Source organism: Hyphococcus sp. (assembly GCF_041986965.1).
GTDB lineage: Bacteria > Pseudomonadota > Alphaproteobacteria > Caulobacterales > Parvularculaceae > Hyphococcus.
The window spans coordinates 100959-127774 of record NZ_JBHIXB010000004.1; the positions used below are offsets into that span (position 1 = coordinate 100959).

Here is a 26816-nt window from a genome sequence, read left to right on the forward strand (position 1 = left end):
CAAGGCGCAGAAAGAACTTCCTCCCCCGCTTGCGGGGGAGGTGTCAGCGAAGCTGACGGAGGGGGCCTTTTCGGTGCAAACACCCCCATCGTCCATCCGCATCAACAAGATGCGGCTGGACACTTCCCCCGTAAACGGGGGAAGAGGGTGCAAGCCGCCGAGATTGACCAGCAAATGACCAAGCCGCCCCTTCGCATCGCCAATGTTTCCGAGACCCCGGCCCCAGACTGGGCGTGGATCCGGGACCTGATGCCCGCCGATTTCGAGATCGGGGGAAGGCGGCTTGAGTGGACCGCCTATTCCATGGCGCAGCAGGGGAGCGATCCGCGGTTTCGCGCCCGCTGGCGCGGCGCACGGATGCTGGCCCGTGATTCTGCCCGAACGCCCTATGACCTGATCGTCAGCCACGGCCCCTGGATCACCGCCTGGACGGAATGGATGGCCGGACCGAAAAAGAACGGCGCAAAGCACCTCGCCTTCTCCTTCAACTTTACGGATCTGCCCACCGGTCCGCGCAAGGCGGTTATGGGCCGCGCCTTCAGGCAGGTTGATGCTTTCTCTGTCTTTACCGATGCGGAACAAGGGCTTTACGCCAATTATTTCGGAATTGATCGAGCCAAATTCCTGCGCGCGCCCTGGGGGGTCGCCCCACCTTTGAAGGCTGTACAGCCCCGGCTGATCGAGGGGGACTATTTCGCCGCCCTCGGCGGTGAGGCGCGGGACTATGCGGTGCTGTGCGAGGCGGCCCGGGCCCTTCCCGAGACCCGCTTTGTCGCCGTCGCCCGGCCCCATAATTTCGACGGGCTGGCCCCGCCTGAAAACCTCGAGGTCCGCTTCAACCTGCCTTTCGAGGAGGCGTGGGGCGTCATCCAGCATGCAAGAGCCGCGATTGTGCCCCTGCGCTCGCGGGAGACCCCGTGCGGGCTTGTGAGCCTTGTGGGAGCCATGCATCTCGGCAAGGCCCAGATCGTCACTGATGCTGCTGGCGCCGCAGACTATCTCAGAGACGGCGAGACGGGGCTTTTAGTTCCCGCAGGAGACGCCGCCGCCCTCGCCGCGGCGGTACGGCGGCTTGAGGCCGACCCGGCGCTCGCCGCCCGGCTTGGCGAGGCCGCCCAGGACTACGCCGAGGCCAAATGCAGCGAGGCCCGAACCATCGCCTTTTTCGAAGCCGTCCTCACCCGCTGGTTCGGCGAAAAATAAGGGCGTTTAACCTTGCAAAGCCCCCCTTGCTCGGCTATCTCCCGCGCCTTCACGAGCGATGGTCATGGGCGCTCGGCTTTCGGGTCGGGTTCAAGGGATGGTCCCTTAGCTTCATGAGCCACAGGCTTTGCCGGATCGCCAGCAGATCCAGAGAGTCTCCGTCGCCCTATAAGGAGCTGGCTACATGCCGCTTTACGAACACATCTTTGTTGCGCGTCAGGATATCTCGCCCGCGCAGGTCGAGGGTCTGACCGAAACGCTCGCCAAGGTCGTCACCGACCATGGCGGCAAGATTGCAAAGTCCGAATATTGGGGCCTTCGCAATCTCCAGTACAAAATCAAGAAAAACCGCAAAGGCCATTACAGCCTCTTCAATATCGAAGCGCCTGCGGACGCCATTTTCGAACTTGAGCGCCAGGAAAAGCTCAATGACGATATTCTGCGCGCCCTCACCGTGCGTGTCGAAGAACATAATGAAGAGCCGTCCCCGGTGCTGTCGCGCCGCGACCGCAATGACCGCGGCGATCGTGATCGCGGAGATCGTGGCGACCGCCGCGACCGCGGCGACCGCCGGTAACGAGGAAAGGGATCAATCATGGCTAAACCGTTTTTCCGCCGCCGCAAAACCTGCCCGTTCTCCGGCGACAACGCGCCGAAGATCGACTACAAGGATCCGAAGCTGCTTCAACGCTTCGTTTCCGAACGCGGCAAGATCGTTCCGTCGCGGATTTCCGCCGTCTCTCACAAGAAGCAGCGCGAACTCGCGCGCGCCATCAAGCGCGCCCGTTTCCTTGCGCTTCTTCCTTACGTATCGGAGTAAGCACGATGGAAGTCATTCTCCTCGAACGGGTCGAGAATCTCGGCCAGATGGGCGACGTCGTCAAAGTGAAGGCCGGCTACGCCCGGAACTTCCTGTTGCCCCAGAAAAAGGCGCTGCGCGCCAATGATGACAACAAACAAGTGTTTGAGGCTCAACGCGCCGATCTTGAAGCGCGCAACCTCGAGCGCAAGAAGGAAGCTGAACAGGTCGCCGAAAAAATCGACGGCGCATCCTTTGTCATTATTCGCCAGTCTTCGGAGTTGGGCGTTCTTTACGGCTCGGTTTCGAGCCGCGATATCGCAGAAGCCGCTTCCGAAGGCGGCTTTAGCATCGAACGCGCACAAGTGCGTCTCGACAAGCCTTTGAAAGCGCTTGGCCTGACCCTGGTCCGCGTCGTCCTCCATCCGGAAGTCGACGTGAAGATCAACATCAACGTCGCGCGTTCGGAAGATGAAGCCGAACGTCAGGCCCGCGGTGAAAACGTCCTCGCCCGCCCTGAAGATCAGGCCGAAGAAGAACAAGCGGCGGAAGCCGCGCCTGAATTCTTCGACGAAGGCGCCGGCGATGCTGTTGAAGCGTCGGACGAAGAAAAAACCGAAGAATAACAAAATAACATAAAGAGCGTTTGCAACAGCGAACGCTCTCCCCACCCTCAAGGTGGAAAAATATAAACGCCGGCTGGCTTCTCAGCCGGCGTTTTTTTTGATCTAAGTCTCAGATGGCCGACGGCGCAACCAATGCACCTACGAAAAATCAGGGTACGGAGGATAAACTCCCCGTCAGCCTCGATGCTGAGCAAGCGATCCTGGGCGCGATCCTTTTCGATAACGAAATCTATTACCGCGTCTCGACCTTCTTAAAGCCCGAACATTTTTTCGACCCTGTTCATCAGCTGATCTTTGAAGCGGCGGGCGATCTGATCAATTCCGGCCGGCTCGGCTCGCCGGTGACGATCGACACCTATCTGGCGACCAAGCAAGGCTATCTCGACGCAGGCGGCAAACGGTATCTTGAATCGCTCGCGGCGAACGTACCATCAACCGCCGGCGCAACCGACTACGCCAAGATTGTTTTCGACCTCTCCGTCTGTCGCGGGCTTATGTCCATCGGGTCGGAAATGTCCGAGCGGGCGAAAATCGCAACGCTCGAAGATTCTCCGTCGCAGCAATTGCAGGACGCGGAACAGGCGCTCTACAAACTCGCGGAAACCGGAAAATATGGCGGCGGCTTCAAAACGTTCCGTTCGGCCATCACCGAAGCGATTGAACTTGCAAACGCCGCCGTCAAACGCGATGGCGGGCTGGCGGGCGTCTCCTCAGGGCTGCGGGATTTTGACCGCATGCTCGGCGGGCTTCATCCGTCGGACCTCATCATTCTCGCAGGCCGCCCATCCATGGGCAAAACCTCGCTGGCAACCAACATCGCACTGAACGCGGCGAAAGCGCACAAGACCGAAAAACAGCCCGACGGCACAATGAAAACGGTCGAAGGCGCGGTTGTCGGCTTTTTCTCGCTGGAAATGTCCGCCGAGCAGCTTGCGACGCGCATTATCGCGGAAGTCGCGGAAGTCTCGTCCTCGGCGATCCGCCGCGGCGAGGTCGATCAGGAACAGTTCGACAAGATTTACCATGCCGCGCGCGAGCTGGAAAAACTGCCGCTCCATATCGACGACACCGGCGGCCTTTCCATCGCCCAGCTCGCGGCCCGCGCCCGCCGCCTCAAACGCCAGCACGGGCTTGGCCTGCTTGTCGTCGACTACCTTCAGCTCCTCACCGGGTCGGGCCGCCGCAATGACGGGCGCGTTCAGGAAATCACCGAAATTTCGCAGGGGCTGAAAACGCTGGCGAAAGAACTCGACGTGCCGGTCATCGCCCTCTCCCAGCTTTCACGTCAGGTCGAAGCGCGCGACGATAAACGTCCGCAGCTCTCCGACCTCCGCGAGTCAGGCTCCATCGAACAGGACGCCGATGTTGTCCTGTTCGTTTATCGTGAGAAATATTATCTCGGCCGTCAGGAGCCGCGCGAAGGCACCGAAGAACATATGAAATGGCTTGCGCGTCTTGATGAGGTCGGCGACACGGCCGAAGTCATCATCGGCAAACAGCGCCATGGCCCTATCGGCAAGGTCGATCTCCACTTCGAAGAAAAATTCACGAAGTTCTCCGACCTTGTCGACGACCGTTATGGCGGCGGCGGCGGGTACTAACCCGCACAGGGTTTATTTCATCGCCGCTTGCGCACCGCCTTCCGGCATTTCCGGGAAACTTGTCAGAGATGCGTCCATCACATCCCATTTCGGCGCGCGGCTGGCATAGACAATCATTTGCGGCGTCACCTGATCGGGATCATCCAAGCTCGACGCCCGCAGGAAGATCATTCCCGGCACGCCGGAGTTTTTCGAATAGATCGCGCAGCCGCATTCCGGACAGGACGATCGCGCAACCTTATTGCCTCTATCGGCTGGATGGGCGTAGCTTTTGACCTCGCCGACGACCGTTATGGCGGCGGATATTAAGTCTGTCATCTACGCAGGGATCAGGCCGGACGCGCGATAGGCGTTGACGATGTCGTCATAGACAGCAACGTCGCCTCGGCCGCGCGCGATGAGTTGAGCGCCGCTCACAGCAGCGAAGACAGCGAGCGCGCGCCGCCTGTTCGCTTTCGAACTGCGCCCTTCAGACGCTTCACCCAGGGTTTTGGCGAGCCATGCGGCATTGACGTCACCGAACAACTTCACTTCAGCCTTCACCGCATCCGGCAGATCGTCGACTTCCGCCGCCATAAGACCGCACATGCACATGCGGTTGTTATTCTCAAGCGCGAGACGGAACACGCCCACATAGTTGCGCAAACGCCGGGCAGGATCGGCGGAAGACGCCGAGATGCTTTCCAGCGTCGCTTCCGCTTCCTCTCGGTAGCGCCGCGCCAGTTCGGCGCCGAGATCGGCCTTTGTCGGGAAATGATAGTGAACGCTTGCGCTTTTGACGCCAACCGCCTTGGCGAGTTCGCGAAAATTGAGACCATTGTAACCATGAGCTTGCGCTGCCGCCCTTGCAACCGTCAGGATCTCCTCACGCTTATCGTGCACTTGCCTGCTCCTTCATCAATCTACCGATAGATAGACATTGACAGCGTAAAGGCAAAATGAATATATCTACCTATCACTTGATAGGTATCCGCCATGAAACTTTATGACCGTCAGGGAACGCCGAACGCGGCCCGCATTCGCATTGTGCTCGCCGAGAAAAATCTGGATGACGCCGTCGACTTCGTCACCGTGGACCTCATCGCGGCGGAACAGAAGCAGCCCGCGTTTTTGAAAATGAACCCGATCGGCAAGACGCCGGTGCTTGAACTCGAAGACGGGCTCTGCATCAGCGAGTGCACCGCCATCACGGAATATCTCGACAATCTCGATGGCGCGCCCTCGCTGACCGGTGCGACGCCGCGAGAAAAAGCTGTCATTCACATGATGCAGCGGCGCGTGGAGATCATGCTCATGGAGCCAATCGACGATTATTTTCACTATGCGACACCAGGGCTCGGAGCGGCTCTGAAACCGTGGCGCATGCCCGACTGGGCGGGCGCAAAAGACTGGGCCGAACGGCGCGGATCCTACGCCGTTGCGAACCTCCCTTACTGGGATGGGATTTTGAACGAGACCCCTTTCCTCGCGGGCGGGCGCTTTTCCATGCCGGACATCACCTTGCTCGCCGCTCTGGATTTTGCGAAAGGCGCAGGCCTCAAGATCGCACCCAATCTTGCAGCACTTGCGGGATGGCGATCACGCGTCAAGGATTTGCCCGCGGTGAAGACGCGAAGCGGCCAGGATTTCCTGCCCGAAGACATCAGCCGGCGGAAACAATAACTTTGAGGCTCATGCTCGATCCTCAAAAATCGAGCAGCGCTTTCACTTCCGGCAAGGACGCCGCGCCATTGGCGCGCATCTGCGCCGTCAGCTCTTGCGGCATCCATTCGACAAACGCCGGGTGAAAAGTCGGGCGCGCCTTTACGCGTTCGAACCAATCTTCGACGCGCGGCAAACGACCGTCACGCCAAACGCCCTCACAGGAAAGCGCGGCCAGCCGGTTGAGATATGGCGCCAGCGCCACATCAGCGATGGTGAACTCCTCGCCGGCGAGCCATGGATGACGCTCAAGCGCCGTCTCCATCTTTTTCAGATAGCTGTCATAGACGCGGATCTTGTCCGCCGCGCCGGGCGCCGCGAGCCCTTCATGAATCCATTTCCATTTAAGCTCGCGCGCGGCGCGCCCGTCGGGGCCCGCCCCTTTCAGAAAGTCGTCGAAAGAACCGGCGCCGTTGCGCAGAATGGTGTGACGATGGGAAAGCACATAGGTGAGCGCCGAACAGGCGGGATGAAGCTCCTCATCCACCGCTTTGGTCCAGAGCCGCGCTTTTACTCGCCCAAGCGGGGTCCGCGGATAAAGAGGCGGCGCCTCGGGAAAGGCGTCTTCCAGATACTCGCAGATGATTGTCGATTCCGGAATCACCACATCGTCGTGCACCAACACCGGCACCACCGCCTTAGGATTGATTCTCAAGTAAGACGGATCGAATTGCTCGCCTTTAAGAATATCCACATAGCGGCCAGTCCAGGCGAGGCCCTTTTCTGCAAGTGCGAAACGCACCTTCGCGGCGCAGGCTGACGAGCCGTGATGATAAAGTTCAAGCAAAGCAGATTCCTTTTGACTCAAATCATACGAAAAATAACCGGGCCGCCACACTATTCCCGAAGCCGTTATTGTGCGCTGCTTTCCGGGTGATCGATTTTCCTAATTTCGGCCATGAATATTATCTTTTTTACATATAAATCGGACGCCCGTAGGTTCCCTCTCGTAATGCGATCGTCACTGGCGCGGTGAGCCTGAAACAGCCGTGACAATTGTGTGAAATTTGGTCTCGAACGTAGTTGTCCCATTTGTCGAAGACAAAGTTTGGCGGCGTTACCGCGCATCCAGATCGCGTCTTCTGAATCCTGCACCGGAGAGGAAACATGAAAACAACCCCCAAATCTGTTTTGCTGACGACGGCGGCCGTCTTCACGCTAGCCCTGGCGGCAAGCTGCGGCGGTCAGAATGAATCGCGCGAAGTCACCACCCCGACGCCTGAAGCGGTCGAAGACGACGCCGGCGAAACCGTTTCCATGAACGACGATGCGGCGCCGATGGAAGGCGAATCAAAAACAAATGAATTCTGGTGGCCGGATGCGCTCGATCTCAGCCCCCTTCGTCACAACGCCGCCGCCTCCAATCCCCTCGACGATGATTTCGATTACGCCGCCGAGTTCCAGAAACTCGACCTCGCCGAAGTGAAACAAGATATCGAAGCCGTCATGACGGACTCGCAGGACTGGTGGCCGGCGGATTACGGACATTACGGACCGTTTTTCATTCGCATGGCCTGGCACGCAGCCGGCACATACCGCATGTATGATGGCCGCGGCGGCGCCGGCGGCGGACAGCAGCGTTTCGAGCCGCTGAACAGCTGGCCGGACAATGTCAGCCTCGATAAAGCGCGGCGCCTCCTTTGGCCGGTGAAGCAGAAATATGGCCGCGCCCTTTCCTGGGGGGACCTCATGGTGCTGACCGGCAACGTCGCGATGGAATCCATGGGTTTCAAAACTTTCGGCTTTGCAGGTGGCCGCGAAGACGACTGGGAAGCCGAAGTCGTCGATTGGGGTACGGAAGACACCATGCTCGCCGGCGATCAGCGCTTCCATGGCGACCGGGAACTCGCCAAACCGCTGGCGGCGACACAGATGGGCCTCATCTATGTCAATCCGGAAGGGCCGAACGGCAATCCCGATCCGCTCGCTGCCGCTCATGACATCCGCCAGGCCTTCCGCGGCATGGCGATGACGGATGAAGAAACGATTGCGCTCATCGCCGGCGGTCACACTTTCGGCAAGGCCCATGGCGCGCACAAACCGGATGAATGTCTTGACCCCGAACCCGCCATCGCCGGCGTGGAGCAACAAGGCCTCGGCTGGGTGAACAAGTGCGGAAAGGGTAATGCGGAAGACACGATCACCAGCGGCCTCGAAGGCTCATGGACGATGAATCCGACCGAGTGGACGCATCAATATTTCAGCAACCTGTTCAACTTCGAATGGGAGCAAACCCGCAGCCCCGCCGGCGCCATTCAATGGGTGCCGACCGATGAAGCGGCGGCGCAACTGGCGCCCGACGCCCATGATCCAACCAAGCGTCACGCACCGATCATGTTCACAACCGACCTTGCGCTGAAAGAGGATCCGGAATTCCGGAAAGTTTCACAGCGCTTCTTTGAAAATCCGGAAGAGTTCGAACTGGCTTTTGCGAAAGCCTGGTTCAAGCTGACCCACCGCGATATGGGCCCGCGCGCGCGATATCTCGGTTCGGAAGTTCCTGCTGAAGAACTGATCTGGCAGGACCCGGTCCCGGCCGTCGATCACCCGCTGATCAACGCGAGCGACGCCGCGGCGATCAAGGCTGACATCCTCGCTTCCGGCCTGACGGTTCCTGAGCTTGTCCGCACGGCCTGGGCGTCCGCCTCGACCTTCCGCGGCACGGACATGCGCGGCGGCGCCAATGGCGCGCGCATCCGCCTCGCCCCGCAAAAAGACTGGGCGGTCAATGATCCTTCCGAGCTGTCGAAGGTTCTCACCGCGCTGGAGAAGGTTCAAACGGACTTCAACGCGGCGCAAAGCGGCGGCAAAAAAGTCTCTCTTGCCGACGTCATCGTCCTCGGCGGCAACGCCGCCATTGAAAAGGCCGCGCAAGATGCGGGCAATCCGGTCAGCGTGCCCTTCACGCCCGGCCGTACGGACGCCTCGCAAGACCAGACGGACGTGAGCTCATTCTCCGTTATGGAACCCAAGGCGGACGGCTTCCGCAACTATATCGGCGGCGCGCAGGACAAGTCGCCGTCGGCGCTTCTGGTGGACCGGGCGAGCCTTCTGGACCTCACCGTGCCTGAAATGACGGTGCTGGTCGGCGGTATGCGCGCCCTCGACGCCAATGCCGGCGGAACTGACTACGGCGTCTTCACCGACACGCCGGGAACATTGACGAATGATTTCTTCGTCAACCTCCTCGACATGTCGACCAAATGGGCGCCGTCGAATGAACCTTATGTGTTCGAAGGCCGCGACCGCCAGACCGGCGATCTCAAATGGACGGCGACAGAGAACGACCTTGTCTTCGGTTCCAACGCTGAACTCCGGGCCGTGGTTGAAGTCTACGCCTTCGATGGCGCAGAGGACAAATTCGTCAATGACTTTGTCGACGCCTGGACCAAGGTGATGAACGCCGACCGCTTTGACCGCAGCTAACGCGCGATCAACGCGACGAGCTTGAAGAACGCCCGGCGCAACTTACGCCGGGCGTTTTCTTTATATGGACTTTTGCGATGCTAAACTCACGCAGTGTGGTTTCTCTTCCCCCGTTTACGGGGGAAGTACCGGCGAAGCCGGGGATGGGGGCAAGTGTCGCGCAGAGCCCCCTCCGTCCGCTTCGCGGACACCTCCCCCGCAAGCGGGGGAGGAAAACTCAAGCCGCCGCCGTCGCCTCAATCTCGATCAGCATCTCCGGCGAGGCGAGCTGCGTCACCGGGATCAGCGTCGCCGCCGGACGGTGTTCGCCAAGCGCCGCAAGCTGCGCGTCATGATAAACCTTCATACGCTCCATGTCGTAACCGACGATGAAGACTGTAAGGCGAACGATGTCTTCACTGCGCGCGCCGGCGCTTTCCAGCGCAACAGCTATATTCTCAAAGACCTGCTTTGCCTGGTCGCCGAAATCCGGCGACAAACTTCCATCCGCCGAAAACCCTCCCTGCCCGGCGAGGAAAATCATCCGGGCGCCAGGTTCGACCACCGCCATTTGCGAGAAATGAAATCGCGTCGGGTCGATGAGGCCGGGCGGATTGGAGAAAGTTGCGGCAGGAGAATGAGACGCCATGAACGGGCTCCTTCTGGCTTTGCGAAAAGGGCCGAAGCGATCGTTCGGCATGCGCCGCCCTCCGGCGAACGGCGGCGGGCCGTAGTATAAGGCCAAACCGAACCCCGTGGATAAAATTTCACGACTTTTCTGACGGCCTTATACTGCCCCTAGTCCGGATATTGAGAGGCGGTAGGCCTGCCCTTCCCACTAATCCGGATCGCAGTGTGCGAGCAGCGGCGGGCTCGCCCTTTTCCCGCCGCAAAAAGCCCCTTAAAGCTCGGAGTCTATGAGTAACGACGCCCTATCCGCCGCCCCGCATGAGGGGCCAGTCGCCGAAATCGATCTTTCGGCGCTTTGCGCTAATTACGCGATGATCGGCAATGCGGCGCCGAGCGCAAAAGTCGGCGCGGCGGTGAAATGCAACGCTTACGGCCTCGGCCTCAGCCCTGTGGCGCGCGCCCTGTTCGAGCGCGGCTGCGATGAATTTTTCGTCGTCTATGCTGAAGAAGGCGCCGCCCTGCGCGCGGCGCTGAACGATGCGGCCCCGCGCATCTATTGTTTCGCCGGGCCGTCGGAAGACACGCTTGCGCTTTACGAAAGCGCGGGGCTGACGCCCGTCATCAATTCGCTGGCGCAGGCGCAACTCTGGGCGTCTCGCGGCAATCAGCCCGCAGCGGTTCACATCGACACCGGCATGAACCGCATTGGCGCGCCGGCAAGCGAAGCGGCGGCGATTGCAGCGTCACTTAAAGAGGCGGGGCTTGAAGTCAGCGTCGTCATGAGCCACCTCGCCTGCGCCTCCGATCCCGCGCATCCAAAGAACGAAGAGCAGCGCGCATTATTTGTCGAAGCGGCGCAGCATTTTCCCGGCGCGCGGCGTTCCCTGGCGGCGTCCGCCGGCGCCTTGATGGATAAAGCCTATCAGTTCGATCTCGTGCGCCCCGGGATCGCGCTTTATGGCGGCAGCCCCTTCGACGCCGATGACGACCGCATTCGCAGCGTCGTGACCTTGAAGGCGCGCGTCGTTCAGTTGCGCGACCTCCAGCCAGGCGAGACGGTCGGTTACGGCGCGGCGTTTACAGCGACGGCCCTGACGCGAATCGCCAGCATCGCGCTCGGCTATGGCGACGGCTATCCTCGCAACACCGCGCCGGGGGGCGCCGCGATCGTGAACGGGGCCCGCTCGGCCATTGCCGGCCGGGTTTCCATGGACTTCATCACGCTTGACGTTACAGGACATAAGAATCCTGTAAAAATAGGGGATTATGCAGAATTCTTCGGCCCTCGCCTGCGCCTCTTCGAGGCCGCCATGGCGACCCACCGCTCGCCCTATGACTTGCTCACAGGGCTTGGCGGGCGGGTCGATCACCGCTACCTCTAAAGAGTCCAAGGGGAAGCGTTCATGAATATTTTCGCCGTGACCGGCAGCGTCACCATCGACGCCCTGCGCGAGACTGGCCGCATGGCCGGGTTCGCCGGCCGCGGGGCGTTCGCCAGCATCCTCGGACCGTTTTACTGGCGCGCGTTTTTCTCTTCGCTGATCCGCATCGGGTTCACGTCATTGCCCGTGGTCGGGCTGACCGCCGTCTTCACCGGCGCCGCCCTCGCCCTCAATATCTATGACGGATCGCTGCGCTTTAACGCCGAAACCTTTCTGCCGCAGATCCTCGGCGTCTCTATCGTGCGCGAACTGGGACCAGTGCTGGCGGCGTTGATGGTTGCAGGACGCTGCTCGTCAGCGATGGCGGCGGAACTCGGCACGATGCGCGTCACCGAACAGATTGACGCTATGTCGACCCTCGCCGTGGACCCGTTCAAATATCTCGTGGCGCCGCGCATTCTCGCGACGACGCTCGCCTTGCCGGTGCTTGTTCTGATGGCCGATATTATCGGCGTCTATGGCGGCTATCTCGTCGCGGTCTATGGCCTCGACTTTTCGGGGCCTGTCTTCATCCGCAATATTTCCGAATTCTTGCAAAACCGTGACGTGATCAGCGGCCTTGTGAAAGCGGGCGTCTTCGGTTTCCTGATCGCGGTGATGGGGTGTTATTACGGCTATCGCAGCCGCGGCGGCGCCCAAGGGGTCGGGGCCGCAACCCGCACCGCCGTTGTCGCCGCCGCCGTCTCCATTCTCGCGTCAAACTATGTCATGACCTCTTTCCTCGTGGAGTTTTAATCCGGACCATGAGCGAGACGTCACACACCATTACCGTGCGCGGTCTTCACAAGGGTTTTGAGAATAATCAGGTCCTTCGCGGCGTCGATATCGACGTGGACAAGGGCCGGTCCCTTGTCATTATCGGCGGATCAGGCAGCGGCAAATCAGTGCTCCTGAAATGCATTGTCGGCCTGATGAAGGCTGATCGCGGCACCGTGGAAGTCGATGGCCGCAACATCGCACGGCATACGGAAAGCGACCGGCGCTACATGACCCAGCGGACCGGCATGCTGTTTCAGGGCTCGGCGCTTTTTGACAGCCTCAAAGTCTGGGAGAATATCGCCTTTCGCCTTCTCAACGCTGACCGTAAGTCGCGAAAGGAAGCCCGCGCGAAAGCCGTCGACTGCCTCGCCCAGGTTGGTCTCGCGCCGGAGATTGGCGATCTTCAGCCTGCGGCGCTTTCTGGCGGCATGCAAAAGCGAGTGAGTCTGGCTCGCGCCATCGCCTCGGACCCGGAGATTCTTTTCTTCGATGAACCGACGACGGGGCTCGATCCGATCATGTCTGACGTGATCAACAATCTGATTGTCGAACGGGTGAAAGCGCTTGGCGCCTCAGCAATCTCCATCACGCATGACATGGCCTCGGCCCGCAAGATCGCTGACGAGATCGCCATGCTCTATCAAGGGCGGATCATCTGGCGCGGCAAACCCGACGAGATAGAAAATTCCGGCAACCCCATGGTCGACCAGTTCGTGAACGGAAGGGCGGAAGGGCCGATCAAAATGGCCATCCGGCGGAGCTAGGAATGGCGGCCGCCATTGAAGGTCTTCCCCTCAAACAGAAACTGAAGCTGTTGCGTCAAGGCGTTTACGCCGCGTTTTCCTTTCGCGGCCATGCGCCCGTCTCTGTGCGCGCCGACCCTCTTGGCGCGGTCATCACGGTGGACGGAAAATCGATCTATGCTCCCTCACCCCTGCGCTGGAAGCTTTATAAAAAAGGCTGGACCGCCCGCCTCGATCAGCTGGCGCGCGAATATGGCGTCGGGCGCCACATAAGCCTGGACCAGGACAGCGTCATCCTCGATATCGGCGCCAATGCCGGCGAGTTTGCATATGTGGCCGCCCGTCATGGCGCCCGCATCCATTGCATAGAGCCGGACCCGAAAGTTTTCGCCTGCCTTTCAGCAAACACGTCCGATCTTTCAGACGTCAGTATTCATGATGCGCTGATCTGGAAGGAAAATGGCGAGGTCGATTTTTTTTCAGCGCCGGACACGGCCGACAGTTCGGTCTTTGATGAAGGACAAGGCGAAAAAGTCACAAAACCCGCAGTCACAGTGGAGCGGTTCTGCACCGATCACGGCATTGAGCGACTGGACCTTCTCAAATGCGATGCAGAGGGCGCCGAGCCTGAAATCCTGGAAGGGATTGGCGCGATGTTTGCGCAAATCAAGGTGATTGCGCTCGACACAGGACCGGAACGCAAAGGCGCACGCACGCATCACGAATGCCGCAGGATTCTCGAAGAAAACGGCTTTTCCGTTATTGATGAAAAGATCGGCAAGCGGCTCATGACGTTTGGTGTTAATCGTTCGGCCTTAAAATGATGCGGGCGACGCGAGTTGATTGAACCGTTCTCAGGTTTCGGCGCCTAACCTTTTTTCGCTTTCACAAGCGTTGCCGGACGCATCCGCTGCGCTTCGGAAAAAAGCGAATAGGTCTTGTTCACATAGTTTGAGACGTCGACGATGCTCTGCATATATTTCTCGAGCTCCGGCGTCATCTCCTGTTCAACCAGGCGCACATGCGCAGACGGGTTTTCGGTTTCGAAACTGATATAAAACCACGGCTCGCCGCGTTTTAGAATCAATGGCTTTGTGACGTCATACCATTCAAATCCCCAGCTCAAAGGCCGCGGCCAGATATGCGCCGGAAACCGTCCGCCCATCTGAAGGCCCGGGCGCGGCGTTGGAAAATAATGAAGGTAAGGCGGCGTCTGCACGATGTAACAAGGGTCATCCGTCACAAAAACATAGGGCGCGATAATCTGGATCAGCGGGCGTTCCGGATTACGCCATTCATGTTGAGGATGAAGAATCATCATTTCGCGCAAGCCCGTCTGGCGCATGCCGGATTTTTCGCCATCGGCGTCGACAAGCGTCAACTGGCCGTTCGGCTGGCGATCAAATTTTAGCGTCAAATCGACGGGGCACGGCACCACATAATGCCGGCGGTCAAAATCTACGGCCGCGGGACAAACCTGCACCGACTTCGACGAGACCGGCTTTGGGTCGTTACGGGAAAAAGGCTGCGGCGGCGCCCAGATGACGGAGGCCTTTTGCGCACGCACCGTCCAGCCGACAGTAATCGTGCGTTTTTTACCGCTCTGCGCGGCGGCGCGCCCATCCTGTTCTTCAGCGAAATACTCGTCCCAGCTCATAAAGCGGCGCACCCCGAAATTATCTAAACGAATCCAGTATCATACTGAACCAAATGCTTGTGAATTCAATACGACGCAGCATCAAGTCGCTTTATCGATTTCCTGACAGCCCCGCTAGCCGGCGCCCTCATCCAGCGGCCATTGGCCAAGGATATCATATCGCGTCTGGCCCACATGGCTGAGAACAAGCGAAAACTCCGTCACTCGCCAGCTTATGGGGCTAACGGGGTGTTCTTCGACAAGCCTGTCCCCGTAAAGCAGCGTCAGGTGGGGCGTGAAATCGAAAGCTGCAAATCGGCCGAGGCCTTCCCTCTTCAACGCGGCGCCAAGGTTGCGATGAAACTCACAAAGCGCCTCAACGCCGTCACCGGGCAACAACACTAATGGACAGCCGCCTGGTCCTCTTGAAAAACTTTGTGCGCGATCAAGCGTGAGATCAAATGAATCCTGCTGCAAATGTGCGGCCGCCTTACCCGCGCTGTCGACCACTTCGTTCGGCACGCACTCATAACGATCCAGGTTTTGAAGCGAAACGTGAAACCTGTCCGCCACAAACGGTTTTCCCGCCAAATGGTGAGCGTTCTGCAATTGCGCCGCGAGCGCCTGTATTTTGTCCGGCGCCGCCTGATCGGGAAACAGGGCGAAGAACAGGTTGAAACGTTTTCCTTCATGTCCGGTCACGAGTAAGTTGCCCAATAACAGTATTTGTTAGTCGTTATTTTTAAACGGGTATGTGATGCTCCAAGGGCGCTATAGAAACTGGAACATTGCTTAAGCCCTGTCTCAGCAAACTCGCCCGTTAAGCAAAACGATCGCGCTGTTAGCTATGAAGCGCTCAAGACCAAAATAGTCTTTTAGTCTCTCAGACGGGAAAAACTCTCATAAGATTTTTATATCATTCCACGCTTTGATGATGAAAAGGAAGGTCGGGCTTGTTCATCTGCAAAATAGTGCGCTTCAGGAGTCGGCCTGCTCCGTATACGCCAAGCAGAACGTCGCTCAGAGAGCGCCACCTGGCATAGCAGCCAACCATTCGCGAATCTCACGTTTCAGGATTTTTCCTATCGAACTGCGCGGCAACGCTGGGCGCAGATGCAGGGCGGAAATGCGCTGGACCTTGCCGAGCCGGGCGTTCGCCCAATCTCTGAGTTCCTCGGGCTTACTTATCGCGCCAGCGTGCAGTACGACAAAAGCGACCGGGGTCTCACCCCACTGCTTGCTCGGCGCGCCAATCACCGCAGCATCCGCGACATCCGGATGGGCGAGCAGCACATTCTCGAGATCCACCGCATAGATATTGAAGCCACCGGAGATAATCATGTCTTTCTTGCGGTCGAGGAGGTGCAAAAAACCATCTTCGTCAAGCCAGCCGATATCGCCGCTTCTGTGAAACCTGTTACCATCGGCGTCATACCAACTCGCTTCTGCCGTTGCGTCGTCGCGATTGTGATAGCCGGTCATCATTTTCGAACTGCGCCCGATGATTTCGCCGGCCGATCCTTGCGGCAGCTCTTTTCCGTCTTCACCGATAATCCGAAGGTCGCAGTCAGGCGCTGGAATGCCAACAGTATCGAGCTTGTCGGGATGCTCATGCGCCGCGAGAAGACAGACAATTCCCCCCTCCGTCAGACCATAGGCTTCGACCAGCCCGCCATCGGGCCAGCGCGCTAAAATCTCGCGCTTTGTCTCCACATAAAGCGGCGCGCTCGTGCAGAACTTCCCCCGATAGGAAGAAAGGTCGTAATCGTCGAACTTCGGATCAGCAAGAAGCCGCACATATTGCACGGGAACAAGCATCGCATGGGTAATCTTTTCGTGTTCGCTGATCTTCAGGAATTCGACCGTGTCGAATTTCTCCATGATCACCGCAGACCCGCCGGCCGCCATTGCGGCAAAAAATAGAGTGAGCGAGGTGTTCGAGCAAAGCGGTGTGGAAACAATGAGGCGCGCCGTCTCGTCAAAGCCAAAACCGCCGCCGAGATCGCGCGCTTCGCGTGCGCGAAAGCGGCGTGGCTGCATGATGCCTTTCGGCATGCCCGTGGTCCCGGAAGAATAGATCAGGTTAAACCCGTCATCGGGCGATATAGTGACATCAGGCGCGGTGTCGGGAGCCGCCGCGATAAAGCGCACCAGGCTACGCTGATCATCGGACGCCCCGTCAAGACGAAGCATCCTGTCAGGCGCAAGACCGGGCAATTCAGCAACCCGAGCCTCTATATAGGCGGCATTTGCGGCGTCGGTGAAGAGATATCTGGCGCCGCTGTCCGCGATCATTTGAACAAGGGCGTCGCTTGAGGAAAGGCTGGAAAGCGGCGCCACGCAGGCGCCGGCGCGCAAGGCGCCAAAAAACACTTCCGCATAGGCAACTGAATTGTGCGCGAGGATCGCCACTGTATCGCCTCTCGCCACGCCGCCTGAGATCATTGCGTTGGCGATCTTGTTGATGCGTGTGTCAAGCTCTGCCCAAATCACGTTCCGCTGCGAATCCCGTAAAGCTTCGCGCTCAGGCGCCCGCCGCGCCGCGCGGCGCATCAACTCGTCCACATCCGTCGCTGCATTCATGAAAACCTCCCTTGCCGCGCAATGCTTCATGCTGGCGGGTTCGCCAACACCACGCGCACATCATTCACATTCGTCATTGTCGGCCCCACAACCACGGCGTCGCCAAGGCGCTTGAGCAACCCGGTGCTGTTGCTATGGACCAGCGCGTAATCAACAGAACACCCAAGCGCTGCGGCGCGCACGAGCGTGTCCGGGCCGATCACGCCGCCGGCCGCATTGCTGGCGCCGTCTACGCCGTCGCTGTCACAGGCCAACGCCCATATGCCCGGCCGTCCCTCGAGCGCGCGGGCGAGTTCAAGACAGAATTCCGCATTCGGACCGCCCTCCCCGTCGCCTTTGAGATGCGTTGTGGCCTCGCCGCCGGAAAGCAGCGCAACCGGGTGCGCTTCGCTAGCCGCCTCAATGGCGGCGCGGGCATGAAGGCGCGCAAGGTCCGCCGCATCGCCAGCAAGCTGCTCACCGATGATACGAGTCTCATAACCTTCGGCCCGCAAAAGTTCGGCAACGGGCGCCATCCAAACGGATGACGGAATAACTTCCGTGCAGACTTTTTCGAAAATCGGATCGCCCGGCTCAGGCGTTTCATTGTCCGGCCCGGCAAGGGCAGCCTCAATGTCGGCGGAAGGCGTCACACCATGCTTCGTAAACGCGTTGCGCGCATCGGCAAGCGTGCTCATATCAGGCGAGATAGGGCCGGACGCAATGAGACTCTCGCTGTCCCCGACAACATCGGAAAGCAGCAAGGCCTCAATCCGCGCCCCACCCGCCAGCGCCGCAAGACCGCCTCCCGCAAGACGCGAAAGATGACGGCGCACCGTGTTTAAGGCCTCGATATCGGCGCCCGCCGCCATCAGATCGCGCAAGGCGGAAACATAAGCCTCAAGGGATACGCCCTCCACCGGCCAGGAAAGCAATGACGAGCCGCCCCCGGAGAGGAGCACAACCAGAACATCATCGGGTCCGCATGTTTTTGCGATTTCCGAAAGCTTCTTCGCCGCGGCGATGCAGCGGCTATCAGGATGCGGATGAGCGGCGGCAATCACCTCAATCCAGCGGGTAGGAACAAGATATCCGTCCGGCGCCACGGCGACGCCAACAGGCGGCTCCACACAAGGCCAATGGTTCTCCAGCGCCTCAACCATAGCGGCGGCGGCTTTGCCAGCTGCGATGATGCGCACTGAGCCTTTGGGAGGCGATTTGCAAAGCCGCGTCAACAACCGGCTTTGCGGCAGAAGCGCCGAAGGATGGCTGGCGGCGACAGCCTTCTCAAACGCCTTATGGAGAAGTCTGCGCGGCATATCCCGATTAGCCGCATAGATGTTGTTGAAGGCTTGAAAAAACGCTTCGCCCCATGGCAAGACGCGTCTCATGGGTCGCGCTGCCTATATGCGGCAATAAGGTTACATGCGGCGCGGTCAGATAGCCCGGGTGAAGCGCCGGTTCGCCTTCAAAAACGTCGAGCCCAGCGCCGCCGATGCGCCCGTCGTGAAGCGCCGCAATCAACGCTTCATCATCGACAAGGTCGCCGCGCGCCGTATTCACCACGACAGCGCCCTTTCGCATCGCCGAAATCGTCCGTTCATTGATGAAACGCCGCGTCCAGGGCGTCGACGGCAGATGCAACGAGATCACATCAACCGCTTCGAGAAAGGCGTCTAGGTCGAGCAGCGGTTTGGCGCCAAGGCCGTTCATCGCTTCCGATTGACGCCGCCCCCAATAAACGAGGCGCATCCCGAACGCCGCCGCCCGCAGCGCCGTGGCGGCGCCGATCCGGCCCGGCCCCGCAATGCCGAGCACGCGCCCCGCCAGATCCGATCCGAATATCTGATGCGGCGTCCAGCCTTTCCAGTCGCCCATGCGCAGCATCCGCTCGGCGTCCCCGGCGCCGCGTACAGCGGACAGAATGAGAAGCATGGCGATGTCGGCCGTCGCATCGGTCAACACATCGGGCGTATTGCTGACCGGAATACCTCGCCGCTGAGCAGCCTCAACATCCACATGGTCGAGGCCTGTCGAATAGCTGGCGATCAGCTTGATCGACTTCGGAAGCTCAGCGATGCAAGCCGCGTCAACAGGATCGCCGGGCGCGACGATCAGCGCCGAAACATCTTCCATGTCGGTAAGGAATTCACCGATTGGACGCCCCCGCAGCGGCGCGTGGCGCAAGCCAAAAACGGAGCCGATCAAGCTGGCGACGCTTTCGGGCATTTCAGCGGTATGCGCGACGCGCTTCATTGGCGGTAGCCCTCAAGCACAGTCCACGCCCATGACCTTGTGGACCGATCCTGCGTCTGCCAGGCGCGAATAGCCGCCTGATGCCGCAACGTCATCGCAACTTCATCTTCGCCATCAATGAGACGCTGCTTAAGCGCCGGATCGAAATCGAATGAAACCGGCGCCATACCGGGAGCCATGACAGTTTGCGAAACAAGGTCAACGCGGAACGGCGCGGCGCCCGCAGCCTCATCGGCGGCGTCCATCACCGCATGAACGGTTTCTACGTTCAGGCGCACAGGCAAGACGCCGTTCTTGATGCAATTGCTGTAAAAAATATCGCCATATGTCGGCGCAATCACGGCACGGACGCCGAAACCGGCAAGCGCGTGCACGGCCCCCTCGCGCGAACTGCCGCAACCGAAATTGCGTCCGGCGATTAGAATCGACGCCTTGCGGTAAACCGGTTTGTTCAGGACAAAGTCAGCACTCTCGCTTCCGCCGGGCTTATAACGCAGCGGTTCGAAAGCATATTTGCCCAGCTCGTCGCGCGGCCGGGACAAAAGCGCATCCATGGGAATGATGACATCGGTGTCGACATTGTCGAGCCGCAGCGCGGCGGCGACGCCTTCAATCTTGGTGAACGGTTTCATGCGGCGCCCGCTTTCTCCACGCTATGCGGCGCCGTCACAATCGTTCCGGCGATTGCACAAGCCGCTGCCGTGGCGGGACTCGCAAGGTGAGTGCGGGCGCCAGGCCCCTGCCGTCCCACAAAATTCCTGTTCGACGTCGACACACAGCGCTTGCCGGGCGGCACAATGTCTCCGTTCACGCCAACGCACATGGAGCACCCGGGCTCGCGCCATTCAAAGCCGGCGTCGCGGAACACGGCATCGAGCCCTTCGCGCTCGGCCTGCGCCTTCACCGCTTCCGAGCCTGGCACGACAAGCGCCGTCACATGTTCAGGCACATGACCGCCGCGTGCGACGGCCGCCGCCGCGCGCAGATCCTCAATCCGTCCATTCGCGCACGACCCGATGAAGACGAAATCAACCGGAACGCCGCCCATCGCCTGTCCCGGCGCCAGACCGATATAGTCCGCCGCCGCCATGGCCGCCTCGTTTGCGGGCGGCACGGCGCCGCCGACCGCAATAGCGTGTTCAGGGCTCGTTCCCCAGGTGATCTGAGGCGTGATCTCGCCAGAGTCGAAACTTGCTTCCTTGTGGAAAGCCGCCCATGGATCGCTGGGGAGCGCACGCCACGCCGCCTCCGCCGTCTCCCAGTCGGCGCCCCGCGGCGCATAGGGCTTGCCGCGCAAATAATCGAAAACAGTTTGATCCGGCGCGACGACGCCGATACGCGCGCCGAGTTCGACCGCCATGTTGCAAAGCGTCGCGCGTTCATCGACGCTCATGGCTTCTATGCCCGGCCCGGCAAATTCAATCGCATGTTCGCGGCCCCAATCGGCGCCAAGGCGCGCGATAAGCCATAAGGCCGCGTCCTTGGCGTAAACGCCGGCGCGCAGCTTTCCCGTCAAGGTGATGCGCGCGAGGCGCGGACGCTGCATCCATAAAGTCTGCGTCGCCAGCGCGTGCTTGACTTCAGTGGAGCCAATCCCGAAGGCGAGCGCGCCGACGGCGCCATGAGTGGATGTGTGGCTATCGCCGCAGACAAGCGTCAGCCCCGGCAAGGTGACGCCCTGTTCCAGTCCGACCACGTGAACGATGCCCTGACGCCCGGAACCGCGCGGAAAATGCCGCACGTCTGCGCGTGCGGAAAGACGCTCCAGCGTGGCGACGAAACGCTCGCGGCGCGCAGGATCAAAACCGGCGCTTTCTCCGGTTTCCACCACATGATCGGGAATCGCGAAATTGAGCGCAGGATCATGGACGGGCAAGCCGTCCGCTTCCATTTCTTCCAGGCCGATTGTGCCCGAAAGGTCCGTCAGCAGACTGCGGTCGATATGAATAAGATCCAGACCATTCTCGCTGAGAATAGTATGCGCAGACCAGATTTTCTCGATAATCGTTTGCGGCGGCGTCACGTCGTTCCGCCACCATTTTGATACCGTGCCTGCCAGCGCGCCTCGTCGGCCCAGACCTTCGGGAAACCGACAAGTTCATGCGCCGGCGCGAGGGAGGAACCCGCCGCCGCTGGCTGACGCCCCGTGTTGAGTAAGGTCTGCGCCGCCGCTTCCATGGCCGCCAGAGACGGCGTTGCGAAAAGCCCCGGAAAAATTGCGATGGCGAAACCGAGGGCGGACAACTCCTCAATCGACGCTTCAGGCGTGACAAAGCCGGGCATCTGGGGCGTGATGTTGATCATCAGCGGCCCCTCCCCACCGAGCGCCTCACCCGCACGCTCCATCGCCTCCTGGCTGTCAAGCGCATCAATGAACACGACATCCGCGCCGGCGCGCCGATAAAGCCGCGCTCGCCTGATCGCTTCATCCAGCCCATGGGTCGCAAGCGCATCGGTGCGCGCAATGATAAGAAAGCTATCATCGTTGCGCGATTCCGCAGCCACTTCGACTTTAGCGGACATTTCCGAAGCATCGATGACGCGTTTTCCTTTTGTGTGACCGCATTTTTTGGGCGTTTCCTGATCCTCGATCTGGATTGCGTTCACACCCGCCGCCTCATATTCGCGCACGGTATGCTGAACATTGAGAAGACCGCCATACCCCGTATCGGCGTCGGCGATCAGCGGCTTGTCGGTGCAGCGGCGGATCAGATTTACGACTTGCAGCATATCGGAAAGGCCGATGAGACCGGCGTCCGGCAAGCCGAACCGGCTCGCCGCCACACAATAGCCGCTCATATAGACAGCATCGAAGGGAAACCGGTCCGCCAGCAATGCAGAAAACCCGTCATGCACGCCAGGCGCGGCGATGAACCGCTCTTCCCTCAGCAATGAGCGTAGCACCTTTACCCTCCGATGCGCTCAAGATTGCGAAGCTGTTCTGTCGCCCCTTCATTATCGACCTTCACATCTCGCATCAGCTCAGGATCAAGCGCCTTCGCCATGATATTAGTGATGTGCTGCGTCGTCGTGGTCGGCTGATAGCGCGGCGGGTTGCCCTCCCCCTGGCATGTGGGCAGACATTCGACCTTGGTCGTCGCGCCCGGCCCCATGAAATGGGCGATCGACATGCGATGCCGGTCCGCGCGATTGGCGACCCGGTGCGGGTTTGAGGTGTAAAGGTCATTCGTCCATATGGACATCATGTCGGCGACATTGACGACCATGGTCTCCGGCATTGGCGGCGCCGCAATCCATTCGCCGTCAAGGTTCATCACTTCAAGACCGCCCACATCGTCCTGCCACAGCATCGTGAACGCCATATAATCGGTATGCGGCCCGCAACTCCATCTGTTCGCCTTCAACACGTCATGCGCCGGCGGATAATAGGAAGTGCGCATATTGTAGAACGGCGCGCGATGGGCTTCATCGAAATATGTATCATCAAGTCCGAGACTTAATGCAAAGCCCTGAATAAGATTGCGTGAAATATCGGCGGTACGCTTTACGTGTTCGCGCATTAGCGCTGTAAAGCCCGGTAGGTCTTCCTCATGCGGCCACAAGGTCGTTCCGCGGTCAATCGGCGCGAGCGTCTCGTCTTCAAGTTCAAGACCGAAATCGTAATATTCCTTGAAGTCTGGCTCATAGCCGGGCGTGATCCGCTCCGCATCCATAGGCTGATACCCGCGCGCCGCGTTAAATTCGACTGCTTTTGCAACAGTTTTCTTTTCCAGCGGCAGGGAAAAAAACCTCATGGCCATGTCGCGTATGACATGCATGTCGTCGTCAGAAACGCCGTAATTCTTGATATAGAAAAAGCCGCTGTTAATGCAGGCGTCGCGAATCTCCGCCGCCGTCTTGGCGCGCGCGTCAACGTCTCGCCTGCCGTCCACCAGCGCACCGATATCGATCACTGGAAGCTCGCGCATGGCGCGCCGTTGAACGCCGAAACGCCGTTCGTCCTTTACATAACGCGCCTTGAAAAGGGACTTGTGTTCAGTCTCGTCCATCGAATCCTCCCGTGGTTTGCGCCTGATTTCTGGTTGCTTTATAGCGCTGGAACAGATAATATTATTACGTTATAATATTTTTAAACCCGATTCAAGAGGGTCTCAAAGGCGAGGCCTCGCAAGGCGATTATATGGACGCCGCCGCCAACGGAGATAAACTGCCATGATGGCGAAGACGCTTGAAAAGCTCCCCGTCCGCACCGCGGCAGGACGACCCCCTGCCGGGCGGCCACGAACCGACTCGCTCGGCGACAACGCCGGCGCCGATGCGCGGCGCCAGCAGATTATCGACGCAGCCGTTCGCCTGTTTGACCGCAAACCTTACGAAAGCGTCTCTGTCCGGGACCTTGAAGCGGAGAGCGGTCTCACCCGCGGACCGATCTATTATTATTTCGCCAACAAGGAAGAAATTTATGCGGCGGTCGTCACTGACGGCGTCAAGCGTATGCACGAACGCTTGACAAAGGCGGTCGCCGCCCATCGAACGCCACGGGCAAGACTGCTCGCGATCATCGACGCATACACGTCAGAATATGTTGAGGCGAGACACTTGTTCGATGTTCTCGTCCGTTATCATTTCGGCATGCGGTCTTCGGTTGCGCTCGGCGAAGATCTTGTTCGAGAAACCAACGAGATCGTAAGGTCCAACATCACCATCATCCGGAAAGTGATCGAAGATGGCGTTGAAGACGGCGTCTTCACCTGTTCCGATCCTGAATTCGAGGTCATGTCCATGTGGGGCATGATGACGACAGTCATTCAGATGACAGATGACAACCCGCGCATGCGCGCCGTCGGCAGGCCCCGCGCCAAACTTGTGCGGGACATCAAGGCCCATATTCTCGCCTCTCTGGGCGCACAGCCCTGATCCGCCATGCCTGACGGCGCTGTCACCTCCCTTTCAGCAGGCCTTGCTCATCCCGACGTCTCGCCGACGCCGCGCCGCCTTATCGTCGACGCCATTCTTTCAGCGCCGCAACGCTTGCACCTGCTTTGCACGCCTGCCGGTTACGGCAAAACCTGCCTATTGGACGAGATCGAAAATCGCCTGGCGCAAAGCAACACAGTCCTGCGTCTTGAGCCGGACCTGAACGCGCAGCAACTCGACGCAGCCAGTCAAGGCGATGTTATCCTGATTGACGACGCCAATGATGCGCGCCTGCTTGATGCGGTTATGCGCCTCACATCCGCCGATGAAGGCCCGCGGGTCATCATGGCCGCGCGCGCGCGTCCGGCGATCCAAACGGCGCAGATGCAATTGCAGGAGAGCTTGCGCATCTGGACGCATCTCGACCTTCGTTGCGACGCCGAGGATGTTCTCGCTCTATTGAAGACGATAAGAGAACCGGAGGCTCCGCGAACTGTCTGTCACGAGATTGCACAAAAGGCTGAAGGCTGGATAGCCGGGGCAAAATTTCTCGCGCTGCAATGGGCCGCCAGCCGCAGGAGCAATCGAAGCGTTGATGTCGCGACCAGTCTTGAAGCTTATTTCAATGAAACCATCCTGCGCCCGCTGCCAGAACCGCAACGCCAGCGCCTTCTGCTTGCGAGCATCTCCGACGAACTCTGCGTGCCGCTATTCGAGCATATCACTGGCGGCACGGACCTTCCCGCTATTGCTGAGGCCGGCGCACTGCTTTTCCCGTCGCCCGACCGGGAAGGCTGGTGGCGGTTCCACCGCATGTTCCGCAAACATCTCGCAAGAAGCGCGCAGACTCTTGGTCTGGATGAGCTTGAGCGCGCGCACCGCGCCGCAGCCGAATGGCGCCTTGCCGCCGGAACGCCGACCGAAGCGGCTGCACACGCACTTGAATGCGGCGACACGCGCTTTGCTGCTGAGGTCATCGACAAAGGCGCGCGCGCCTTCATTGCCAATGGGCAAATCAGCGAAGCGCTCGCCTGGCTCGACCGGCTGCCCGTCGTCGAACATGACGGGCGTCCGCGCATCCGCCTCTTTTATGTCACTGCGCTTGCGGCGGCGGGACGGCTGGAAGAAGCAGACCGTGCAAATGAAGAAGTTTTGTCGCTTCTCAACGATACCGACGGGCAGGCGAAGCGCGCTGATGAGATCGCCGCCCATACGCGCTTTCACAGGGAGCTTATTGACTTCCACCGCTGCCCCGATGACATCGATTTGCGCCGGATCGATGCTTTGCTGGAAGATACGTTTCGACAGCAAAGAACTGTCTACGGCGAAGCGCTTTTATTAAAAGGCGCTATCCTCCACCGCCAGGGTGATTTTGCGGGCGCACGCGCCGCCATTCTCGACTCAATGGCGCATCTGGAGGCAAGTTCGTCCTGGTATGCGCTCATTGTCGGTCAGATGGTGCTGGCGCAGATTGACTATGACGGCGGCGATTTCATTCAGACGGAAGATCGCTGTACGGCCTTGGTGAAGGATCTCGCACAATGGACAAATATGCGCATTCCGGCGATTGCTCCGGCCGTCATTATACTGGCGCGGCTTGCTTATGCGCGCAACAATCTTGAAAACGCCGCGCGATGGCTGAGCGAAGCCGCAGAGCTCTTGCCTGCGCTGCAAAGCCCGGAATGGGAATTTGAGCACCGGCTGCTTGAAACCCGCCTCGCCTGCGCGCAAGGCGATTGGGAGAGCGGCCTCCATTTATCCGAAGCGCTTCACGGCCTTGCTCACCGCCTTCGCCGGCCGGTCACAACAGCCAGAGCCCATGCCATCGTCATCGACATACAGTCTGCGCTCGGCGCCGCCGAAGCAGCACAACAGCGGCTTGAGGACGCACATACAGCGCTTCAAAACGCGCCTGCGAAATCGTTCTGGCTGAAGCGGGCCCAGCTTGTGGCCATGCTGGCGGAACATCGTCTTGCGCTTGCCAACGGCGATGAAGAAAACCTTATCGCGAAAACATACGATACGCTGGGACTGGCAAGACGCAGTGAAAGCGCGCCAATGTTGCTGCAGGCTTTGCTCTTGCATGCGACAGCCTTACATTCAGGCGGCGAAGACGCCAAAGCGTTCCGCACATTGCGCGAAGCATTCAAGCTCGGCGAGAAATCACGCAATATGCGCGCATTTCTCGACTTCCATCATGCGTCTTTTCAACAGCTTCTTTCCGCCTATCGCAGCAAGCGCAGCGCCCAGGACATCACGGACGACGCCTGGCTGGTCGATGCGGACCGCCCAAATGCAGACCGGTTCGACGAAACGCCCGCACAGCGCAAAGCGTTCGCGTGCAATGCGCGCGTTGCGGCCACAACGGACCTTACCCCGAAGGAACTCGAAGTGCTTCAGCTTGCGGCCGAGGGGCGCAACAATCAGGGCATAGCGGAAGAATTGTTTATATCCGTCGCAACCGTAAAGTGGCATATCGGGAACATATTGTCGAAACTTCACGCCTCAAACCGATCCGCGGCCATTGCGCGCGCGCGTCAGCTTCGCCTCCTGGCCTGATCGCGATGCAAAGGCC

Annotated in this window: 26 protein-coding genes; 13 read left to right on the forward strand and 13 right to left on the reverse strand. The window is 59.7% G+C overall.

The features are described from left to right. Nucleotides 1-174: 174 nt before the first annotated feature. The 5 genes from ACFC5L_RS16965 (at nt 175) to ACFC5L_RS16985 (ending at nt 4229) form a co-directional block, all read left to right on the forward strand. Entirely contained in the window at nt 175-1203 is a 1029-nt protein-coding gene (locus ACFC5L_RS16965; protein WP_375203881.1) for a glycosyltransferase family 4 protein, read from the forward strand. 184 nt (nt 1204-1387) lie between these two features. Next, a complete protein-coding gene (gene rpsF, locus ACFC5L_RS16970; RefSeq protein WP_375203882.1) occupies nt 1388-1780 on the forward strand; it encodes a 30S ribosomal protein S6 in 393 nt (130 codons plus the stop codon). 15 nt (nt 1781-1795) lie between these two features. Then, nucleotides 1796-2023 carry a 30S ribosomal protein S18 gene (gene rpsR / locus ACFC5L_RS16975; RefSeq protein ID WP_375204073.1) on the forward strand — a complete coding sequence of 76 codons (228 nt, stop codon included), beginning with the start codon at nt 1796-1798 and terminating at the stop codon, nt 2021-2023. Between the two features lie 5 nt (nt 2024-2028). After that, on the forward strand, nt 2029-2628 hold the full coding sequence (gene rplI, locus ACFC5L_RS16980) for a 50S ribosomal protein L9 (protein ID WP_375203883.1): 600 nt from the start codon (nt 2029-2031) through the stop codon (nt 2626-2628). 113 nt (nt 2629-2741) lie between these two features. Then, a complete protein-coding gene (locus ACFC5L_RS16985; RefSeq protein WP_375203884.1) occupies nt 2742-4229 on the forward strand; it encodes a replicative DNA helicase in 1488 nt (495 codons plus the stop codon). 12 nt (nt 4230-4241) lie between these two features. On the opposite strand, the gene ACFC5L_RS16990 is transcribed toward ACFC5L_RS16985, so the two are convergent. Further along, on the reverse strand, nt 4242-4547 hold the full coding sequence (locus ACFC5L_RS16990; RefSeq protein ID WP_375203885.1) for a GFA family protein: 306 nt from the start codon (nt 4545-4547) through the stop codon (nt 4242-4244). Beyond that, nucleotides 4548-5111 (reverse strand): TetR/AcrR family transcriptional regulator, encoded by a 564-nt coding sequence (locus ACFC5L_RS16995; protein WP_375203886.1) that lies wholly within the window; start codon nt 5109-5111, stop codon nt 4548-4550. It lies immediately after the preceding gene. Between the two features lie 93 nt (nt 5112-5204). Between ACFC5L_RS16995 and ACFC5L_RS17000 the strand changes: the two genes are divergently transcribed. Beyond that, on the forward strand, nt 5205-5891 hold the full coding sequence (locus ACFC5L_RS17000) for a glutathione S-transferase family protein (protein ID WP_375203887.1): 687 nt from the start codon (nt 5205-5207) through the stop codon (nt 5889-5891). Between the two features lie 22 nt (nt 5892-5913). Here ACFC5L_RS17000 and ACFC5L_RS17005 read toward each other — a convergent pair whose 3' ends face one another. Next, entirely contained in the window at nt 5914-6717 is an 804-nt protein-coding gene (locus tag ACFC5L_RS17005) for a glutathione S-transferase family protein (protein ID WP_375203888.1), read from the reverse strand. A 470-nt stretch (nt 6718-7187) separates the two neighbouring features. On the opposite strand from ACFC5L_RS17005, the gene katG reads away from it, so the two are divergent. Further along, the gene (katG, locus tag ACFC5L_RS17010; protein ID WP_375204074.1) at nt 7188-9356 is read left to right on the forward strand and encodes a catalase/peroxidase HPI; all 2169 of its coding nucleotides are present in this window, start codon (nt 7188-7190) and stop codon (nt 9354-9356) included. A 217-nt stretch (nt 9357-9573) separates the two neighbouring features. Here katG and ACFC5L_RS17015 read toward each other — a convergent pair whose 3' ends face one another. Continuing rightward, on the reverse strand, nt 9574-9984 hold the full coding sequence (locus tag ACFC5L_RS17015; RefSeq protein WP_375203889.1) for a RidA family protein: 411 nt from the start codon (nt 9982-9984) through the stop codon (nt 9574-9576). Between the two features lie 268 nt (nt 9985-10252). Between ACFC5L_RS17015 and alr the strand changes: the two genes are divergently transcribed. From alr to ACFC5L_RS17035, 4 genes are read left to right on the forward strand one after another with little or no spacing between them, the layout of a single operon-like run. Beyond that, complete coding sequence (gene alr / locus ACFC5L_RS17020) at nt 10253-11347, forward strand: alanine racemase (protein ID WP_375203890.1); 1095 nt, start codon at nt 10253-10255, stop codon at nt 11345-11347. Nucleotides 11348-11368: 21 nt separating this feature from the next. Further along, nucleotides 11369-12142, forward strand: coding sequence for an MlaE family ABC transporter permease (locus ACFC5L_RS17025; RefSeq protein ID WP_375203891.1), 774 nt, complete (start codon nt 11369-11371; stop codon nt 12140-12142). Nucleotides 12143-12150: 8 nt separating this feature from the next. Beyond that, nucleotides 12151-12930, forward strand: coding sequence for an ABC transporter ATP-binding protein (locus tag ACFC5L_RS17030; protein ID WP_375203892.1), 780 nt, complete (start codon nt 12151-12153; stop codon nt 12928-12930). 2 nt (nt 12931-12932) lie between these two features. Then, the gene (locus ACFC5L_RS17035) at nt 12933-13733 is read left to right on the forward strand and encodes an FkbM family methyltransferase (RefSeq protein WP_375203893.1); all 801 of its coding nucleotides are present in this window, start codon (nt 12933-12935) and stop codon (nt 13731-13733) included. A 44-nt stretch (nt 13734-13777) separates the two neighbouring features. On the opposite strand, the gene ACFC5L_RS17040 is transcribed toward ACFC5L_RS17035, so the two are convergent. From ACFC5L_RS17040 to ACFC5L_RS17080, 9 genes are all read right to left on the reverse strand, one after another. Further along, complete coding sequence (locus ACFC5L_RS17040; protein WP_375203894.1) at nt 13778-14566, reverse strand: hypothetical protein; 789 nt, start codon at nt 14564-14566, stop codon at nt 13778-13780. Between the two features lie 114 nt (nt 14567-14680). Next, on the reverse strand, nt 14681-15247 hold the full coding sequence (locus tag ACFC5L_RS17045) for a 2'-5' RNA ligase family protein (RefSeq protein ID WP_375203895.1): 567 nt from the start codon (nt 15245-15247) through the stop codon (nt 14681-14683). A 318-nt stretch (nt 15248-15565) separates the two neighbouring features. Next, nucleotides 15566-17128 (reverse strand): class I adenylate-forming enzyme family protein, encoded by a 1563-nt coding sequence (locus ACFC5L_RS17050; RefSeq protein ID WP_375203896.1) that lies wholly within the window; start codon nt 17126-17128, stop codon nt 15566-15568. A gap of 26 nt (nt 17129-17154) precedes the next feature. Then, entirely contained in the window at nt 17155-18498 is a 1344-nt protein-coding gene (locus ACFC5L_RS17055; RefSeq protein WP_375203897.1) for a glycerate kinase type-2 family protein, read from the reverse strand. Continuing rightward, entirely contained in the window at nt 18434-19363 is a 930-nt protein-coding gene (locus ACFC5L_RS17060; RefSeq protein ID WP_375203898.1) for a 2-hydroxyacid dehydrogenase, read from the reverse strand. The genes ACFC5L_RS17055 and ACFC5L_RS17060 overlap by 65 nt, the downstream gene beginning before the upstream one ends. Continuing rightward, nucleotides 19360-19995, reverse strand: a complete 636-nt coding sequence (leuD, locus tag ACFC5L_RS17065; protein ID WP_375203899.1) for a 3-isopropylmalate dehydratase small subunit — start codon at nt 19993-19995, stop codon at nt 19360-19362. Before leuD ends, ACFC5L_RS17060 begins: the two co-directional genes overlap by 4 nt. Then, a complete protein-coding gene (locus tag ACFC5L_RS17070; RefSeq protein ID WP_375203900.1) occupies nt 19992-21386 on the reverse strand; it encodes a 3-isopropylmalate dehydratase large subunit in 1395 nt (464 codons plus the stop codon). The genes leuD and ACFC5L_RS17070 overlap by 4 nt, the downstream gene beginning before the upstream one ends. Then, nucleotides 21383-22267: an isocitrate lyase/PEP mutase family protein gene (locus tag ACFC5L_RS17075; RefSeq protein ID WP_375203901.1), complete on the reverse strand. Its 885-nt coding sequence runs from the start codon at nt 22265-22267 to the stop codon at nt 21383-21385. The genes ACFC5L_RS17070 and ACFC5L_RS17075 overlap by 4 nt, the downstream gene beginning before the upstream one ends. A gap of 2 nt (nt 22268-22269) precedes the next feature. Then, nucleotides 22270-23373 (reverse strand): isopenicillin N synthase family dioxygenase, encoded by a 1104-nt coding sequence (locus ACFC5L_RS17080; RefSeq protein WP_375203902.1) that lies wholly within the window; start codon nt 23371-23373, stop codon nt 22270-22272. 163 nt (nt 23374-23536) lie between these two features. Here ACFC5L_RS17080 and ACFC5L_RS17085 point away from each other — a divergent pair, with 163 nt between their 5' ends. Together ACFC5L_RS17085 and ACFC5L_RS17090 are read left to right on the forward strand one after the other, a co-directional pair. Further along, a complete protein-coding gene (locus ACFC5L_RS17085; RefSeq protein WP_375203903.1) occupies nt 23537-24241 on the forward strand; it encodes a TetR/AcrR family transcriptional regulator in 705 nt (234 codons plus the stop codon). A 6-nt stretch (nt 24242-24247) separates the two neighbouring features. Then, a complete protein-coding gene (locus tag ACFC5L_RS17090) occupies nt 24248-26800 on the forward strand; it encodes a LuxR C-terminal-related transcriptional regulator (RefSeq protein WP_375203904.1) in 2553 nt (850 codons plus the stop codon). The last annotated feature ends 16 nt before the right edge of the window (nt 26801-26816 follow it).

Excerpts from the sequence above, each read along its gene's own strand:
- ACFC5L_RS16965 (WP_375203881.1), top strand. The coding sequence starts at position 175 with ATGACCAAGCCGCCCCTTCGCATCGCCAATGTTTCCGAGACCCCGGCC.
- rpsF (WP_375203882.1), top strand. The coding sequence starts at position 1,388 with ATGCCGCTTTACGAACACATCTTTGTTGCGCGTCAGGATATCTCGCCC.
- rplI (WP_375203883.1), top strand. The coding sequence starts at position 2,029 with ATGGAAGTCATTCTCCTCGAACGGGTCGAGAATCTCGGCCAGATGGGC.
- ACFC5L_RS16985 (WP_375203884.1), top strand. The coding sequence starts at position 2,742 with ATGGCCGACGGCGCAACCAATGCACCTACGAAAAATCAGGGTACGGAG.
- ACFC5L_RS16990 (WP_375203885.1), bottom strand. The coding sequence starts at position 4,547 with ATGACAGACTTAATATCCGCCGCCATAACGGTCGTCGGCGAGGTCAAA.
- ACFC5L_RS17000 (WP_375203887.1), top strand. The coding sequence starts at position 5,205 with ATGAAACTTTATGACCGTCAGGGAACGCCGAACGCGGCCCGCATTCGC.
- katG (WP_375204074.1), top strand. The coding sequence starts at position 7,188 with ATGAACGACGATGCGGCGCCGATGGAAGGCGAATCAAAAACAAATGAA.
- ACFC5L_RS17015 (WP_375203889.1), bottom strand. The coding sequence starts at position 9,984 with ATGGCGTCTCATTCTCCTGCCGCAACTTTCTCCAATCCGCCCGGCCTC.
- alr (WP_375203890.1), top strand. The coding sequence starts at position 10,253 with ATGAGTAACGACGCCCTATCCGCCGCCCCGCATGAGGGGCCAGTCGCC.
- ACFC5L_RS17025 (WP_375203891.1), top strand. The coding sequence starts at position 11,369 with ATGAATATTTTCGCCGTGACCGGCAGCGTCACCATCGACGCCCTGCGC.
- ACFC5L_RS17030 (WP_375203892.1), top strand. The coding sequence starts at position 12,151 with ATGAGCGAGACGTCACACACCATTACCGTGCGCGGTCTTCACAAGGGT.
- ACFC5L_RS17035 (WP_375203893.1), top strand. The coding sequence starts at position 12,933 with ATGGCGGCCGCCATTGAAGGTCTTCCCCTCAAACAGAAACTGAAGCTG.
- ACFC5L_RS17040 (WP_375203894.1), bottom strand. The coding sequence starts at position 14,566 with ATGAGCTGGGACGAGTATTTCGCTGAAGAACAGGATGGGCGCGCCGCC.
- ACFC5L_RS17050 (WP_375203896.1), bottom strand. The coding sequence starts at position 17,128 with ATGAATGCAGCGACGGATGTGGACGAGTTGATGCGCCGCGCGGCGCGG.
- ACFC5L_RS17055 (WP_375203897.1), bottom strand. The coding sequence starts at position 18,498 with ATGAGACGCGTCTTGCCATGGGGCGAAGCGTTTTTTCAAGCCTTCAAC.
- ACFC5L_RS17060 (WP_375203898.1), bottom strand. The coding sequence starts at position 19,363 with ATGAAGCGCGTCGCGCATACCGCTGAAATGCCCGAAAGCGTCGCCAGC.
- leuD (WP_375203899.1), bottom strand. The coding sequence starts at position 19,995 with ATGAAACCGTTCACCAAGATTGAAGGCGTCGCCGCCGCGCTGCGGCTC.
- ACFC5L_RS17080 (WP_375203902.1), bottom strand. The coding sequence starts at position 23,373 with ATGGACGAGACTGAACACAAGTCCCTTTTCAAGGCGCGTTATGTAAAG.
- ACFC5L_RS17085 (WP_375203903.1), top strand. The coding sequence starts at position 23,537 with ATGATGGCGAAGACGCTTGAAAAGCTCCCCGTCCGCACCGCGGCAGGA.
- ACFC5L_RS17090 (WP_375203904.1), top strand. The coding sequence starts at position 24,248 with ATGCCTGACGGCGCTGTCACCTCCCTTTCAGCAGGCCTTGCTCATCCC.